We start from the raw sequence: 15,834 nt of genomic DNA on the forward strand, positions 1-15,834 counted from the left end.
CATGCACGGACGTGCACGGCCTCTGCAACCTCGGTCGAGCCTCCTGTCCGCCGTGCCGGACGTGCCCACAGACGTGCTGCACGTTCGTGCACGCAAGTTGCCACGACTTCTCAGCGGGCGCACGATCGATGGAGACCACCAGAACCGACCCCAGAAAGCGACGCGTACGCACATGTCGAAGACGACGCAGCCCCGACGCACGGTGACCGACCTCACCGAGCGCCCGAACGCACAGGTCCTCATCGTGGGTGGCGGCATCAACGGCATCGCCACCTTCCGCGACCTCGCCCTGCAGGGCGTCGACGTCGCGCTCGTCGAGCGCGGCGACTACGCATCCGGCGCCTCCGCGGCGTCGAGCCACATGATCCACGGCGGCATCCGCTACCTCGAGAACGGCGAGTTCCGCCTCGTCCGCGAGAGCGTGCAGGAGCGCAACGGCCTGATCCGCATCGCCCCGCACTACGTCAAGCCGCTGCAGACGACGATGCCGATCTTCTCGACGTTCTCCGGCATCATGAACGCCCCGCTCCGCATGCTGACGCACAAGCAGCGCTCCACGAAGGAGCGCGGCGCGATGCTCATCAAGATCGGCATGACGATCTACGACTCCTTCTCCCGCGACGGCGGCTCGGTCCCCAAGCACGTCTTCCGCACGAAGAAGGCGGCGCTGGCGGACATGCCGGCCCTCAACAAGGACCTGAAGTACACGGGCACCTACTACGACGCCTCGGTGCACGAGCCGGAGCGCCTGGCGCTCGACGTCCTCAAGGACGGCCTGGCCGCCGGCACCGGGACCGGCTCCGCCGCGACCGCCCGTGCGACCAACTACGTCGAGGCCGCGGGCACCCGCGACGGCGGCGTCCTGCTCCGCGACCGCGAGACCGGCGAGGAGTTCGCCTTCCAGGCGGACGTCGTGATCAACGCCTCCGGGCCGTGGACCGACCTCACGAACCAGGCGTTCGGCGGCGAGACGAAGTTCATGGGCGGCACCAAGGGCTCGCACATCGTCGTGCACAACGACGAGCTCCTCGAGGCCACCAAGGGCCGCGAGCTGTTCTTCGAGAACGACGACGGACGCATCGTCCTGATCTACCCGCTCAAGGGCCGGGTCCTCATCGGCACCACCGACATCGACGCCGACCCGTCGAAGCCGGTCGTGACCACCGACGAGGAGATCGACTACTTCTTCGGGCTCGTCAAGCACGTGTTCCCGCAGATCGACGTCACCCGCGACCACATCGTCTACAGCTACTCCGGCATCCGCCCGCTCCCCCGTCACGAGGACACCGCCCCCGGCTTCGTCTCCCGCGACTACCGCATCGTGGACACCACGATCCCGGGGCTCGGGAAGACGACCGTGCTGTCGCTCGTCGGCGGCAAGTGGACCACCTTCCGCGCCCTCGCCGCGCACCTGTCGACCGAGGCCACGCAGAAGCTCGGCATGGCTCGCAAGGTCGACACGACCGGCATGCCGATCGGCGGTGGCAAGGAGTTCCCGACCACGGACGCCCAGCGCGCCCTGTGGGTCAAGTCGCACCGCGACGGGCTCGACACCGAGCTGGTCGAGGGGCTCCTGCAGCGCTACGGCACCCGTGCCGCCGAGGTCGTGGACGTCCTGACGGACGGACCGGTCGAGCCGCTCGAGTCCGACGCCGGGCTCACCCGTGCCGAGGTGGCCTACTTCGCCCAGCACGAGCACGCCGTGCACCTGATCGACGTGGTGCTGCGTCGCACGAACCTCGCGTTCGTCGGCGGGGTCACGATCGACCTGCTCGACGAGCTGGCCGACGTCCTCGCCGGTGTCCTCGGCTGGGACGCCGAGCAGCGCGCGGACGAGGTCCAGCACACGCTCGACGTCCTGCGCGAGTCGCACGGCGTGGTCGTGCCGCTGACCGCGTCGGCGGCGCACGCCTGATCACGGCCCACTGACGGACGGGAGGCCCGGTACCAGCTGGTACCGGGCCTCCCGTTCGTCTGTGGCCGGGTCGCGTCGACCGCGCGACGCTCTCGCTCGCTAGAACTGCTCGCCGGTCGGGTCCTGCGCGGTCCGGTCGATGAGGTCGTCGCCGCCGAGCGGCTCACCCTCCCAGTCGACCAGGCGCCAGCCGTCGGCCGTGGAGCCCTCGAGCTCGACGACGCCGGTGTTCTCCAGGTGCCGCCGCGAGCCGAGGTCGTTCGGCACGTTCTGCGCCGTCGTCGCGGCCCAGATCCGGATCGCGGCCCCGTGGCTGAACACGGCGACGACGTCCGCGCCGCTCGCCTCGACCTGGGCGATCGCGTCGTCGTAGCGGTCGAAGAAGTCCTCGCCGGTCTCGGCGCCGGCCATCCGGGCCTCGCGCTCCCCGGACGCCCAGGCGTAGCACGTGGCCAGGTAGCGCTGCACGGAGGTCTGGTCGCGCTTGCCCTGCAGGTCGCCGGCCTCGATCTCGCGGAGGCCCGGCAGCACCGCGGGCTCGAGGCCGAGCGCCTCCGCCAGCGGCGCCGCGGTCAGCTGCGTCCGGAGCATCGACGACACGAAGACCCGCTCGATGCCGCGCTCGGCGAGGGCCGCCGGCAGCGCCTCGGCCTGCTGCTGCCCGAGCTCGGTGAGTCCGGGGCCTGGGACCTCGGCGTCGAGGACGCCGGTCACGTTGGCGGGGGTCTGGCCGTGTCGGATCAGCAGCAGTCGCATGCAGCCACCCTACGGAGGCGCGTGTGTCGGTGCCGCCCGGACGCGCCCCCATCGGCCGCCCCCTACGATCGGGCCATGGCGATCGAACCCGACACGAAGAACTGGACCTGGGTCATCGAGACCCCGTGCACCGACTGCGGCTACGACGGCAGTGCGACGACGATCCGCGACGTGCCCGGCATCGTCGAGGCGAACGCCACGGGCTGGCCCGGGGCACTGCTCCGCGAGGACGCCCGGCAGCGCCCGGACGAGCACACCTGGTCCACGCTCGAGTACGCCGCCCACGTGCGCGACGTCCACGCGACGATGACCGAACGCCTCACGCTCATGCTCACCGAGGACGCCCCCACCTTCCCGAACTGGGACCAGGACGCCACCGCGGTCGAGGACCGGTACGCCGAGCAGGACCCGGCCACCGTCGCCCGCGAGCTCGGCGCTGCCGCCCACCGCGCCGCCGTGGCCTTCGACGAGGTCCGTGACGACCAGCTCGAGCGCACCGGGCTCCGCTCGGACGGCAGCACCTTCACGGTCGCGACCCTCGCCGTCTACTACGCGCACGACCCGGTGCACCACCTCTGGGACGTCCGCCGCACCCACACCGACCAGATGTAGCCACGAGCGCCGCGCGGGTGCAGCCCGGACCGCCGCCGCGTCAGGCCAGCGCGTCGAGCAGTGCCCGTGCGGTCGCCGCGTCCGAGACCAGTTCGTTGACGAGCCCCCCGCGGACGGCGCCGATGATGCTCGGCACCTTCGCCTCGCCCACGGCCACGCCCACCGCGTGCGGGACCGCCGCCAGGACCTCGCGCGAGGTCCGCACCATCCGGTCGCTCCCCGGGAACTCGATCGGGGACCCGTCGGGCGCGTAGAAGTTCAGGCAGACGTCGCCGGCGGCCAGGTCGAAGGCCCGGTCCTCCACGGGGATGCCCCGCGCCAGGGCGTCCCGCGTCGGGGTCGGCGCCCCGATGCCGAGCACGGCGCCCTTCGCCCGACCCCACAGGCCGATGACGTGCTGGAACGCGGGGTCCTCGTCGAGGGAGGCCCGCATCGCCTCGGACGGGAGCGCCTGCGCGAAGAGGAACGCCGGGATCGCACCGGAGTGCTCGGCGGCCGTCCGGGTGATCTCGTTCGTCTGGAACCACGGCATCGGGTCCGCCTGACCGCCGACGGTCGGGACGAGCTGCACGCCCGGCAGCTGCGGCATCCCCCCGCGGGCGACGTCGTACACCGTCCGGCCCGAGGACATCAGCACCGCGTCACCTGCGACCAGCGCCATGTCCTCCAGCGCGGCGGCGAGCGGCACGGCGAGGTCGGCACCGAGCGTCGTGGTGTGGGTCACGGCGGCGAGGTGCACCGCGTGCAGACCCAGCACGACCTGCAGGCGCTCGGCCAGCGCGACGGTCTCGTCCTGGAACGGGTCGACGACCTCGATGCGCACGAGTCCGGCACGACGGGCCTCGGCCACGAGCCGCGACACCGTGGGGCGGGAGACCCCGAGCCGTGCGGCGATCTCGACCTGGGTGGCGTCCTCGAGGTAGTACATCCGCGCCGCCTGGTACACGGTGTCGAGCGGGAAGCGACTGCGCGCGGAGTCCGGTGCGGGCATCTCGTCGGACATGCTGCGATCGTAACGCGCTCTCCGTCCAGAAATTGTGTTCTGTACATTTGTTCTGTGCGGTGTACAGTCGTGGTCGAACCACTGCTGACCAACGGAGGACACAGCGCATGTCGACGACGACGGACACCACCACCCCGACGGACACCACCGATTCCGGGATCCCTGCGACGATGCGGGCGGTCGTCGTGCACGGCCCCGGCGACTACCGCCTCGAGACCCGACCCGTCCCCACCCCGGGCCCCGGGGAACTGCTGCTCCGCACCGACGCCGTCGGGATCTGCGCCTCGGACCTGAAGTGCTACCACGGCGCCGCGAAGTTCTGGGGGGACGAGAACCGACCGGCATGGGCCGAGACGAACCGGATCCCCGGACACGAGTTCGTCGGCACCGTCATCGCCGGCGACCAGGACACCCTCACCAAGCGGAAGCTGACCCTCGGGGACCGGATCGCGTGCGAGCAGATCGTGCCCTGCTGGGAATGCCGCTACTGCCTCGAAGGCGCCTACTGGATGTGCGCCGTGCATGACATGTTCGGCTTCAAGGGCCACGACGGCGCGATGGCCGAGTACGTCCTCGTCCCCGCCAAGGCCCTCACCCACCCCGTGTCCGCTGACCTCCCCGGACAGGTCGCCGCGTTCGCCGAACCCCTCTCCTGCGCCTTCCACGCCGTCGAACGCGCCGAGATCAAGTTCGGCGACACCGTCGTCATCGCCGGCGCCGGCCCCATCGGCCTCTCCGCCATCGCCGGAGCCCGCCAGAAGAACCCCCTGCGGATCATCGCCCTCGACGTCCTCGACACCAAACTCGACCTCGCCAAAGCGGTCGGCGCCGACCTCACCATCAACATCGCCAACGAGGACGCCGTCCAGATCATCAAGGACCTCACCGACGGCTACGGCGCCGACGTCTACATCGAAGCCACCGGCCACCCCTCCGCCGTCCCCCAGGGCCTGAACCTGCTCCGCAAACTCGGCACCTTCGTCGAGTACTCCGTCTTCAAGGACAACGTCTCCGTCGACTGGTCCATCATCTCCGACGACAAGGAACTCGACATCCGCGGCGCCCACCTCGGCCCCCACACCTGGCCCGCCGCCATCAAGCTCCTCGAGACCCAGACCCTCCCCATGGACCGGATCTGCACCCACCAGTTCCCCCTCGAAGCCTTCCAAGAAGCCCTCGACCTCGTCGGCGACTCCGCCGGCGCCTCCGTCAAGGTCTCCATCATCCCGGGCATGCACAGCTGAGTCCCGAGCATGCACGAGTGCATCCCGAGCATGCACGCCTGACCCTGTCGCTGCGGCGGCAGGCGCACACTGAACACCCGAGACGAAGGACAGCGCTGTCATGACCACGATCCACGATCACCCGGAGGACTTCGCCGAGGACCAGCTCGCCGGCTGGCTCGCCCTCTACGCCGACCGCGTGCGGGGCGTCCACGGCGGCGTCGTCGGCCTCCCGACGAAGGGCGCGGAACCGCAGGTCGCGGTCGTCGTCGGCGGCGGCTCCGGGCACTACCCCGCGTTCTGCGGCGTCGTCGGCCCGGGCTTCGCCACCGGTGCCGTCGTCGGCAACATCTTCACGTCGCCCTCGACCGCGCAGGTCTACGCGGTCGCCAAGGCCGCCGACCAGGGCAGGGGCGTCGTGCTCTCCTTCGGCAACTACGCCGGCGACACGATGAACTTCGGGCTCGCCGCCGAACGACTCCGCGCCGAGGGCATCGACACCCGCATCGTCGTCGTCACGGACGACATCGCCAGCGCCGACGAGGAGTCGAAGCGCCGCGGCATCGCGGGCGACTTCTCCGTCTTCAAGGCGATGGGCGCGGTCGCCGCCGAGGGGGCGTCCCTCGACGAGGTCGAGCGGGTCGGGAACGCGAGCAACACCGCCACGCGCACGATCGGCGTCGCGTTCTCGGGCTGCACGATGCCCGGGGCCACCGAACCGCTCTTCACGGTGCCGGAAGGCCACCTCGGCCTCGGACTCGGCATCCACGGCGAGCCCGGCATCGAGGACGTCCCCCTGCTCAGCGCGACCGACCTCGCGAGCCTGCTCGTCGAACGGCTGCTGGCCGACCGCCCGGACGCCGCCGGCACCCGGGTCGCCCCGATCCTCAACGGCCTCGGCGACACCAAGTACGAGGAGCTGTTCCTGCTCTGGGGCCGGGTGCTCCCGCTCCTCGCCGACGCGGGGATCGAGGTCGTCGAGCCCGAGGTCGGTGAACTCGTCACGAGCCTCGACATGGGCGGCTGCTCGCTGACCCTGCAGTGGCTCGACGACGAGCTCGAGCGCCTCTGGCGCGCCGACGCCTACACACCCGCCTACCGCAAGGTGGCGGCGCCGGTCGATGCGCTCGTGTCGGCCGAGGCCGCTGCCGAAGCCGAAGAGGCGGCGACCGTCGTGCCGGACGCGAGCGGAGCCTCCCGGTCGGCCGCGCAGACCGCGCGCGCCGCCGTCGAGGCCGTGGACGCGCTCCTCCGCGACCACGAGGAACAGCTCGGCCGCATCGACGCGGTCGCCGGGGACGGCGACCACGGCCGTGGCATGGTCAAGGGGATCGGTGCGGCCCGCAGGGCGGTCGACGCGCTCGGCCAGGAGGCCGGGGTCGCCTTCGTCCTCGGACGCGCCGGTGACGCGTGGGCCGAGTTCGCGGGCGGCACCTCCGGGGTCCTGTGGGGTGCGGCACTCGAGGCCTTCGGCCGGTCGCTGCGCGACGACCGCGAGACCATCGAGGCCACCGACGTCGTCGAGGCCGCCCAGGCCTTCGCCGACTCGATCGTGCACCTCGGCGGGGCGTCCCGCGGGGACAAGACGATGCTCGACGCCCTGCTGCCGTTCGTGGACGAGCTCCGGTCGTCGGTGGCGTCTGGACGCTCGCTCACCGACGCGTGGCAGGCTGCTGCCGTCGTCGCCGTGTCGGAGGGCGAAGCCACCGCCGACCTCAAGCCGAAGGTCGGGCGTGCCCGGCCGCTGGCGGAGAAGAGCCTGGGGACGCCCGACGCGGGCGCCACCTCGATGGGGATGATCCTCACGCGCGTCGGCGAAGTGCTCGCCGCACGCGCTGCTGACAAGGAAGGAACACACGCATGACGTACCGTCTCGTGATCGGCTCGGACGATGCCGGGTTCGACTACAAGGAGATCCTCAAGAAGGACCTCGAGGCCGACGAGCGCGTCTCGTCGGTGACCGACGTGGGCGTCGACGCCGATGGGCACACCGCGTACCCGCACGTCGCCGTCGACGCCGCCCGCATGGTCGCGAACGGGGAGGCCGACCGCGCGATCCTGTTCTGCGGCACCGGACTCGGCGTCGCGATCGCCGCGAACAAGGTCCCCGGCATCCGCGCCGTCACCGCGCACGACTCGTACAGCGTGGAGCGCTCGATCCTCTCCAACGACGCCCAGGTCCTCTGCATGGGCCAGCGCGTCATCGGCGTCGAGCTCGCCCGGCGCCTGGCGAAGGAGTGGCTCGGCTACGAGTTCGACACCTCGAGCGCCAGCGCCGACAAGGTCAACGCGATCTGCGAGTACGACGGCAGCGCACCCGCGGGCGTCGACGCGCAGGCGTAGGCCGCACGCGCCGTCGCAGCTGCCCGCAGGCGCAGTCGTCTGCGCACAACCGACATCGGCTCGCGCCACGGAGTTCCGTGGCGCGAGCCGATGTCTGCCGTGCGGCTCCACGCGGAACCGCGCGCTCACCGGCTCCGGGCAGCCAGCCGGTGCACGACGGCCTTCGTGACCTCGTACAGCTCCCGGTAGTCGCGGTACCCGGCCTCGTACGCCGCGGCCCGGTCGGGGTCCGGCTCGATGACGCTCGCCGGCGGGTTCCACACCGCGATGTCGACCGCGGTGACGAGCGCCGCCGCCAGGAACGCCGACCCGTAGGACGCCCCCACGGTGACGGAGGGGATCGTCTGCGGCAGCCCGGTGACGTCCGTGACGATCCGGGGCCACAGCCGCCCGAGCAGGCCACCCCCGGCACCGACGAGCTCCCGCACGGGCACACCGGCCGCCCGCAGCGTCTCGATGTTGTGCCGCACCGCGAACGCCGTCGCCTCGAGCGTCGCCCGGTACAGGTCGCCCCGGGTGTGCCGCACGGTGAGCCCGGCGATCACCCCGCGCGCGTCGGGGTCCGCGATCGGTGTCCGCTCCCCCGCGAAGTACGGCAGCATCAGCAGCCCGTGTGCGCCGACGCCCGAGGCGTCCGCCTCCGCGAGCATCGTCGGCCAGTCCGCGTCGACGAGCCGCCGCAGCCAGTCGGTCACCGCACCGGAGGTCGCCGTCCCCCCGGACACGCACGGCTGGTCCGGGTGGGTGCCGACCGTCGTCCACATCCCCGGTACACGGGTGGGCTCGGGCGTGGGCGTGATCATGAACATGGTGGTGCCGTACTGCAGCGACATCCGGCCCGGCACCGACGCCCCCACGCTGAGCCCCTCCGCCCAGGCGTCGATGGTCCCGGCCGTGACCGGGATCCCGACCGGGAGGCCCGTGGCCGCGGCCGCCGCGCCGGTGACGGTCCCGGCGGCGTCACCGGACCAGAGCAGTCGGGGCATGGGCAGACCGGGTGCGACGAGCGCGCACCACTCGGGGATCCAGGCGTTCGTGTGGACGTCGTACAGCGGGGTGCTCTGGCTGGCGGAGTGGTGGTCGAGGACGTACTCCCCGGTGAGCAGCTCGACGACCCGGGACGACGGCATCGTGAACCGCTCGGCCCGCGCCCACACCTCGGGTTCGTTGCGGGCGACCCAGGCGAGCTTCGCGCCGGCGGCCTGCGTGCTGAGCGCCGAACCACAGCGGGCACGGACCGCGTCCTCGCCGCCGAGCTCCGCGGTCAGGTCGTCGAGCATGCCGGCCGTGCGGGTGTCGACGCCGTAGAGGATCGCGGGGCGCAGGGGCCTGGACGACGCGTCGGTGAGGAGCACGCACGGGCCGATGCCGCTCACGCCGACGGACTCGACCCGGGCGTCGGGCTCCATCGCGAGGAGCTCCCGCGTCAGGTCGCAGAACTCGCTCCACCACAGCTCGGGGTCCATCTCGACGAGGCCCTGCTCGGGACGGTCGACCTCGTGGTGCCGTCCGACCTCGGCCAGGATCGTGCCGTCGAGCCGGACGAGGAGCGCCTTCGTGCTCGACGTCCCGATGTCCAGACCGAGCACCGCCCGCATGCCGTCTCCCTCGCCGCCACCGACCGTCGCCCGGCCAGGCCACGAGTCTACGAAGCGCCGACGACCCCCCGAGGACACAGCCCACTGTCGGTTGCCCGACCTAGTGTGCTGCTGATCCCGCGCCCCCTGGCGAGGGGCTCCACCATCCGAGGAGATGGACGATGAAGAAGTCCGCCTGGCTGCCCGCCGTCATCGCACCGGTCGTCGTCGCCGGCGCCATCGCCGCCCCGACGCTCGCGAGCGCCGCGAACGACCCGATCGCCGGGACGGACCCGACCGCCGCGGACGTCATCGCCAGCGTCGCGAAGTCCTCCGACGCCCAGTACTCCGGCAAGCTCTCGCAGACGAGCGACCTCGGCCTGCCGGAACTCCCCGCTGGCTCGGGTGGTTCCTCGCTCGAGGGCAATGCCTCGGACGCCCTCTCCCTCCTCACGTCCTCGCACACCGCCCGCGTGTACGTCGACGGCGCGACGAAGCAGCGCGTGCAGGTCACGCAACAGCTCGCCGAGCAGGACCTCGTCCGCAACGGCTCCGACGTCTGGACCTGGGACTCGAAGGCCCGCGAAGCCACCCACGTCACGCTGCCGGACCACGTCAAGGAGTCGTTCCGCGACGGCACCATGACCCCGGCAGACCTCGCGAAGCAGGCGATCGCCGCGATCCGCCCGAGCACCACCGTCTCGAAGCCCACCACCACCTCGGTGGCCGGCCACGACGCCTGGCAGCTCGTCCTCACGCCGAAGTCCTCCGACACCCTCGTGGGCAGCGTCGAGCTGGCCGTCGACAAGCAGACCGGGCTCCCGCTCCGTGCCGCCGTCCAGGCCGACGGCCAGTCCGAGCCCGCGGTCCAGGTCGGCTTCACGAGCCTCGACTACGGCGCACCGGCCGCCCGGCTCTTCGACTTCACCCCGCCGTCCGGGGCGAAGGTCACCACGAAGGACCTCTCCGACGCAGCGGACCACGCCGGGTCGCACCGCGGTGCCCACGGCGCGGGCGACGACGCCCCGACCCTCACGGGCAGCGGTTGGTCGACGATCGCCGAACTCCCGGCCGGCACCGCTGACCAGGGTGCGCTCGGAGCGGACGCCCAGGGCCTCCTCGGCCAGCTCACGCGGGCCGTGGACGGCGGCCGCGCCATCCAGACCTCGCTCGTGTCCGTCTACCTGACCGACGACGGCCGCGTGCTCGCGGGCGCCGTGCCCGTGTCGAGCCTGGTCGCCGCCGCGAAGTGAGCACGACCGACACCGAGAGCGCGATGACGCCGGACGCCGCCACCCCGGCGTCCGGCACCGACCTCGCGATCCGCACCACGGGCCTGGCGAAGGTCTTCCGCAAGCAGCGCGCCGTCGACGGGATCGACCTCGTGGTCCCGCGCGGGGCGGTCTTCGGCTTCCTCGGGCCGAACGGGTCCGGCAAGACGACCACCATCCGGATGCTCCTCGGGCTGTCCTCGGCCACGAGCGGCTCGATCGAGGTGCTCGGCGAGTCGATGCCCGCCGGACTCCGCCGGGTGCTGCCGAAGGTCGGTGCGCTGGTCGAGGGGCCGGCGTTCTACCCGTACCTGTCCGGCCGCGCGAACCTCTCCCGGTTCGACGCCGCCGACCCGACCACGGACTCCCGCACCCGGAAGGACCGCGTCGCACACGCGCTCGACCGCGTCGGGTTGTCGCACGCCGCGGACAAGAAGGCGCACGCCTACTCGCTCGGCATGAAGCAGCGCCTGGGCCTGGCGAACGCGCTGCTCACCCCGCGCGAGCTCCTGGTGCTCGACGAGCCGACGAACGGCCTGGACCCCCAGGGCACGCGGGAGGTCCGCAACCTCATCCGCTCCCTCGCCGACGACGGCACCACGGTCTTCGTGTCGAGCCACCTGCTCGCCGAGATCGAACAGGTCTGCACGCACGCCGCGGTCATGCGCACCGGCAGGATCGTCGCGCAGGGCACGCTCGACGACCTGCGCTCCGCGGGTGCGCGCACGGTGACGGTCCGCACGCCCGACCTCGGACAGGCCAGCACCGTGCTGCTGCGCCTCGGGCTCGCGCCACGCCACGACGGCGGGGCGGACGTCCTGGTGGCGGACCTGCCCGCCGAGGTCCTCCCCGAGACCATCGCCGCCGAGCTCGTCCGGGCCGACGTCCGGATCCGCGGACTGGCCGTCGGTGGCGGCACGCTCGAGGACCTGTTCGTCGCCCTGACCGGAGAGGGATTCGATGTCGCAGCCTGACGCGGCCGTCGCACCGACCGCGCCCGCCGTCGAGCAGGAGCCCCGCCGAACCCGTCCGTTCGCGCTGCTCGGCTCCGAGCTCGCCCTGGTGTTCCGTCGCCGCCGCGCCTGGGCGATGCTCGGGGCACTCGCACTCGTGCCGATCCTCATCGCCGTGGCAGTCCGCCTGACCACCGGCGGGGACTCCGGCGGGCCGGCGTTCCTCGGCGACATCACGAACAACGGGCTGTTCGTGTCGTTCACGGCGCTCACCGTGTCGATCCCGCTGTTCCTGCCGCTCACCGTCGGGGTGGTGGCCGGCGACACCGTCGCGGGTGAGGCCAGCCACGGCACCATCCGCTACCTGCTCGTCGCTCCCACCGGGCGCCTGCGGTTCATCCTCGTGAAGTACGTCGGCGCGGTCGCCTTCTGCCTGGCGGCGACGCTGGTCATCGTGCTCGTCGGTGCCGCGATCGGTGCGGCGCTGTTCCCGATCGGACCGGTCACGCTGCTCTCGGGCACGCAGGTCGACGGCTGGTCCTACGCCGGCCGGGCCCTCCTGCTGGCGCTCTACGTCACGCTGTCGATGCTCGGGCTGTCCGCGATCGGGCTCTTCGCGTCGTCGCTGACGAACGTGCCGGTGGGTGCGATGGCGTCGACCGTGGTGCTGGCCGGGGCGTCCCAGGTCCTCGACCAGCTCCCGCAGCTCGACTGGCTGCACCCGTTCCTGTTCTCGCACCAGTGGCTCGGGTTCGGCGACCTGCTGCGGGACCCGATCGCGTTCGACTCGTTCGGCAGCAACGCACTGCTGCAGCTCGGCTACGTGGCGGTCTTCGGCACCCTGGCCTACGGGCGCTTCGCCACGAAGGACGTCCTCAGCTAGGACGCCCTCGCGGCGCTGGCGCCGGCCCTAGGACGCCTCGGGGTGCGGCACGGCACGCGAGACGGGGTCGTGCAGGTCGCGGGACTTCTCGGACTTGTACCAGTGCAGGCGCGACCCGGTCTCCACCGGCTGCATGCCGACGACGACCTTGCCACGGGAGTGCATCTCGGCCAGGTCCTCGTACGCGTCGACGATGTACTCGAACGGGTAGTACCCGGAGATGATGAACTGCACCTTGTGCCGCTGCACGAGGTCGCCGAGCCGGGTCAGCATCTCCGACGCCTCCTGGTCGTCACCGGGTGCCCGGAGGAACCGGATCTCCAGGTCGCGGCGCTGCTCGCTCGTGACGAACCGCTTGTCGCTGACGCCGAGGTCCGCCGCGAGGGCGACGTTCTCGTTGTGCTCCCGGTTGTCGATGAACGCCGTGACCGGGCGACCGTCGGCGATCTCGCGGATGCGGTCGAGCTCACCCTCGCCGTAGGACACCGGGAGGACGCCGATCTGCCGGAGGGCGTCGTGGTTGCGCGGGCTGCCGAGGCCGATGACCGTCGCACCGGTCTCCTTGGCGAGCTGGCACTCGATGTGCCCGACGCCGCCGGCGGCCGCGCTGATCACGACGGTGTCGTCCGGGCCGAGCTTGAGCGACCGGACGATGGAGAGCGCCGTGCACCCGGCCAGGTACAGGCTGCCGGCGACCTCGAACGTCATGGTCGAGGGCTTCTTCACCACGGCACCCCGCGGGACGGTCACCCAGGTCGCGTGTGACCCACCGTGGGGCGCGTGGCCCATCACCTCGTCGTTGACGTGCAGGTCGCGGACCTCGGCCCCGCGGGCCACCACGACGCCGGCGAAGTCCACGCCCTGGCGCGCCGGGAAGTCGAGGTCGACGAACTCCTTGAGCTTGCCTTCGCGGAGGAACCGCTCGATGTGGTTCAGACCGGCGACCGAGACCTCGACGACGACCTCGTCGGGTCCTGGCTTCGGTCGTTCGATGTCGACGAGCTGGACGACGTCGAAGTCGCCGTACCGGTCGTACTGCACAGCGTTGCCGTGTCGCATGGGGCACTCCTTCGTTTCCTTGCGCTCCGGCTTACACGAGAACCGGGCGGTCGTCCCGGACGCCCGGGGTCCTCACGGGCGCGCCGCGCGTGCGCTGAGCACCTGGAGCGGCCGGTCCGGCGTGCGCCGACCGGACCGCGCGCCGTCCGGGTCAGTGCGCCCCGGCCACGGCGATGATCCGCGCCACCGAGGCCGCGTCGTGGTGCACCGCGATCGTGTCCGACGCCGGCACGGGCACCCGGACCGGTGTCGACCAGAGGGTGCCGTCCTCGGCGAGGTCCACGAGGAGTGCACCGGTGCCGACGTAGGCCGACTCCTCGCCGTACGGACCGATGACGTCGGTGTCGTTCGCGACGCCGGGCGCGACGAGCACCGGCACGCCACCGACCGAGCCCGCGGAGTGGTGGTGGTAGTGACCGGCGAGGACGACCCGCACGTCACTCCCCCGCACCGCGTCGGCCAGGTCCCCGGGGTTCTGCAGCCGCAGGGCAGCGTGCAGGGCGGTCGGGGCCGGCAGCGGCGGGTGGTGCAGCACGACGACGGACCCGTGCGGCGCGGGGTCACCGGCGAGCGCCGCGCGGAGGTGCTCGAGGGACTCGGCGCTGACCGCCCCGTACCCGGCGCCCGGCACGCTGGTGTCGACGGTGACGACCCGACGGCCGGCGACGACCGACTGTCCGCGGAGCGGCACCGTCGGCGGCTGGTACTCGAGCGTGTGCATGAGGGGTGTGCCGCCCTCGCCCAGGACGTGCCCGTTCGCGAGCACCTGCCGGAAGCCCTCGCGCTTGTCGTGGTTGCCCGGCACGACCACGAGCGCGGCACCGTGGCGCGTTGCCCAGTCCCCCACCCGGTCACGCAGCGCCTGGTACGACGCCGGTGAGCCGGCCTCGGACAGGTCGCCCGAGACGACGACGAGCCCGACGCCCTCGACCACGTCGAGCCGGTGCAGCAGGGTCTCGAGGGCCGCGGTGGTGTCGACCGTGCCCTGGTGGAGGGCGCCGTCGCCCGTCAGGTGGGTGTCGGACAGGTGCAGGATTCGGAGGGTTCCGAGAACGGGTGGCTGCATGGCGCCAACGCTAGCCGCGGTGCCCGACGCCAGCCCGCGGTGCCCGTCGCCGGCCCGCGGTGCCCGACGCCGGCCCGCGGTGCCCGACGCCAGCCGCTAGCGTGGTCGGGTGATCGCCCCGCGTTCCGACACCGTGACCCGACCCACCCCCGAGATGCGCGCAGCGATGCTCGACGCCGAGGTCGGCGACGACGTCTACGGCGAGGACCCCGAGACGACCCGCCTGGAGCAGGACGTCGCCGACCTGCTCGGACACCCCGCGGGGCTCTTCACCCCGTCCGGCTCGATGGCGAACCAGCTCGGGCTCCGGCTGCTCGTCGGTCCCGGGGAGGAGCTCGTCGCCGACGTACAGGCCCACGTCGTCCGTGCCGAGCTCGGGGCCGCCGCGGTCTTCTCCGGCATCACGACCCGCACCTGGGCGTCGGACCACGGCCGGCTCGTGGCCGATGCCGTGCGGGACATCGCCGAGCCGAACGCCGGCGCGTACTCGGTGTCGACGACGGCGATCTCCCTCGAGAACACGCACAACTTCGGCGGCGGGACGGTGCAGCCGCAGGACGAGGTGCTCGCCGTGCAGGCCTTCGCGCGCGAGCACGGCATCGCCCTGCACCTCGACGGCGCACGCCTGTGGAACGCGCACGTCGCCTCGGGTCGGCCGCTCCCCGAGCTCGCCGACGGCTTCGACACGGTCTCGGTGTGTCTGTCGAAGGGCCTCGGTGCGCCCGTCGGGTCGGTGCTCGTCGGGTCCGCCGAGCACATCGCCGCCGCGCGGCTCTGGCGGAAGCGGTACGGCGGCGGCATGCGGCAGACGGGCATGCTGGCGGCCGCCGGTCGTTTCGCCCTGCGCAACAACGTCGAGCGGCTCGCCGACGACCACGCGAACGCGCGGGTGCTCGCCGACGCGCTCGGGGTCGACCCCGCGACGGTCGACACGAACATCGTCTTCGCCGAGGTCGCCGACCCGGGGGCGTTCGTCGCCGAGGCCGCTGCGCGGGGTGTGCGGCTGATGCAGCTCGGCCGGACGAAGGTCCGTGTGGTCACGCACCTCGACGTCACCCACGAGGACACCGAGCGCGCCGCGGAGGCCCTCGCCACCATCGCGCGGCGATGACTGGTCTGCGCACTGGCCTTGCGCACTTCTGATCGGTTGACGTACCTTCACACCAGAATCAC

14 protein-coding genes are annotated in these 15,834 nt (G+C 72.2%); 9 read left to right on the forward strand and 5 right to left on the reverse strand.

What is annotated here, in order from left to right; translation table 11 throughout:
* Positions 1 to 172 precede the first annotated feature (172 nt).
* Complete coding sequence (locus OVA28_RS17350; protein ID WP_268097851.1) at positions 173 to 1,915, forward strand: glycerol-3-phosphate dehydrogenase/oxidase; 1,743 nt, start codon at positions 173 to 175, stop codon at positions 1,913 to 1,915.
* 99 nt (positions 1,916 to 2,014) lie between these two features.
* Here the strand turns inward: OVA28_RS17350 and OVA28_RS17355 are convergent, their stop codons facing one another.
* Positions 2,015 to 2,671 (reverse strand): histidine phosphatase family protein, encoded by a 657-nt coding sequence (locus OVA28_RS17355; RefSeq protein ID WP_194662458.1) that lies wholly within the window; start codon positions 2,669 to 2,671, stop codon positions 2,015 to 2,017.
* Positions 2,672 to 2,746: 75 nt separating this feature from the next.
* On the opposite strand from OVA28_RS17355, the gene OVA28_RS17360 reads away from it, so the two are divergent.
* Positions 2,747 to 3,283: a DinB family protein gene (locus tag OVA28_RS17360; RefSeq protein ID WP_268097852.1), complete on the forward strand. Its 537-nt coding sequence runs from the start codon at positions 2,747 to 2,749 to the stop codon at positions 3,281 to 3,283.
* A 40-nt stretch (positions 3,284 to 3,323) separates the two neighbouring features.
* Here OVA28_RS17360 and OVA28_RS17365 read toward each other — a convergent pair whose 3' ends face one another.
* Positions 3,324 to 4,286, reverse strand: coding sequence for a sugar-binding transcriptional regulator (locus OVA28_RS17365; protein ID WP_228505656.1), 963 nt, complete (start codon positions 4,284 to 4,286; stop codon positions 3,324 to 3,326).
* A gap of 107 nt (positions 4,287 to 4,393) precedes the next feature.
* Between OVA28_RS17365 and OVA28_RS17370 the strand changes: the two genes are divergently transcribed.
* The 3 genes from OVA28_RS17370 to OVA28_RS17380 all read left to right on the forward strand — a co-directional run bounded on the left by OVA28_RS17370 (position 4,394) and on the right by OVA28_RS17380 (position 7,852).
* Entirely contained in the window at positions 4,394 to 5,530 is a 1,137-nt protein-coding gene (locus tag OVA28_RS17370) for a zinc-binding dehydrogenase (RefSeq protein ID WP_268097854.1), read from the forward strand.
* A gap of 100 nt (positions 5,531 to 5,630) precedes the next feature.
* Positions 5,631 to 7,373, forward strand: coding sequence for a dihydroxyacetone kinase family protein (locus OVA28_RS17375; RefSeq protein WP_268097855.1), 1,743 nt, complete (start codon positions 5,631 to 5,633; stop codon positions 7,371 to 7,373).
* Complete coding sequence (locus OVA28_RS17380; protein ID WP_267424077.1) at positions 7,370 to 7,852, forward strand: ribose-5-phosphate isomerase; 483 nt, start codon at positions 7,370 to 7,372, stop codon at positions 7,850 to 7,852. The genes OVA28_RS17375 and OVA28_RS17380 overlap by 4 nt, the downstream gene beginning before the upstream one ends.
* Before the next feature lie 125 nt (positions 7,853 to 7,977).
* Here the strand turns inward: OVA28_RS17380 and OVA28_RS17385 are convergent, their stop codons facing one another.
* Entirely contained in the window at positions 7,978 to 9,450 is a 1,473-nt protein-coding gene (locus OVA28_RS17385; RefSeq protein WP_268097856.1) for an FGGY-family carbohydrate kinase, read from the reverse strand.
* A gap of 161 nt (positions 9,451 to 9,611) precedes the next feature.
* On the opposite strand from OVA28_RS17385, the gene OVA28_RS17390 reads away from it, so the two are divergent.
* From OVA28_RS17390 to OVA28_RS17400, 3 genes are read left to right on the forward strand one after another with little or no spacing between them, the layout of a single operon-like run.
* Positions 9,612 to 10,682: a LolA family protein gene (locus OVA28_RS17390; RefSeq protein ID WP_268097857.1), complete on the forward strand. Its 1,071-nt coding sequence runs from the start codon at positions 9,612 to 9,614 to the stop codon at positions 10,680 to 10,682.
* 23 nt (positions 10,683 to 10,705) lie between these two features.
* Positions 10,706 to 11,674, forward strand: a complete 969-nt coding sequence (locus tag OVA28_RS17395; protein WP_268098240.1) for an ABC transporter ATP-binding protein — start codon at positions 10,706 to 10,708, stop codon at positions 11,672 to 11,674.
* Positions 11,661 to 12,536, forward strand: coding sequence for an ABC transporter permease (locus OVA28_RS17400; protein WP_268097858.1), 876 nt, complete (start codon positions 11,661 to 11,663; stop codon positions 12,534 to 12,536). Before OVA28_RS17395 ends, OVA28_RS17400 begins: the two co-directional genes overlap by 14 nt.
* Before the next feature lie 27 nt (positions 12,537 to 12,563).
* Here OVA28_RS17400 and OVA28_RS17405 read toward each other — a convergent pair whose 3' ends face one another.
* Both OVA28_RS17405 and OVA28_RS17410 read right to left on the reverse strand, forming a co-directional pair.
* A complete protein-coding gene (locus OVA28_RS17405; protein ID WP_268097859.1) occupies positions 12,564 to 13,595 on the reverse strand; it encodes an NADP-dependent oxidoreductase in 1,032 nt (343 codons plus the stop codon).
* A gap of 151 nt (positions 13,596 to 13,746) precedes the next feature.
* Complete coding sequence (locus OVA28_RS17410) at positions 13,747 to 14,661, reverse strand: metallophosphoesterase (protein ID WP_268097860.1); 915 nt, start codon at positions 14,659 to 14,661, stop codon at positions 13,747 to 13,749.
* 109 nt (positions 14,662 to 14,770) lie between these two features.
* Between OVA28_RS17410 and OVA28_RS17415 the strand changes: the two genes are divergently transcribed.
* Positions 14,771 to 15,772 carry a threonine aldolase family protein gene (locus OVA28_RS17415; RefSeq protein ID WP_268097861.1) on the forward strand — a complete coding sequence of 334 codons (1,002 nt, stop codon included), beginning with the start codon at positions 14,771 to 14,773 and terminating at the stop codon, positions 15,770 to 15,772.
* Positions 15,773 to 15,834 lie beyond the last annotated feature (62 nt).

Source organism: Curtobacterium sp. SL109 (assembly GCF_026672405.1).
Lineage (GTDB): Bacteria > Actinomycetota > Actinomycetes > Actinomycetales > Microbacteriaceae > Curtobacterium.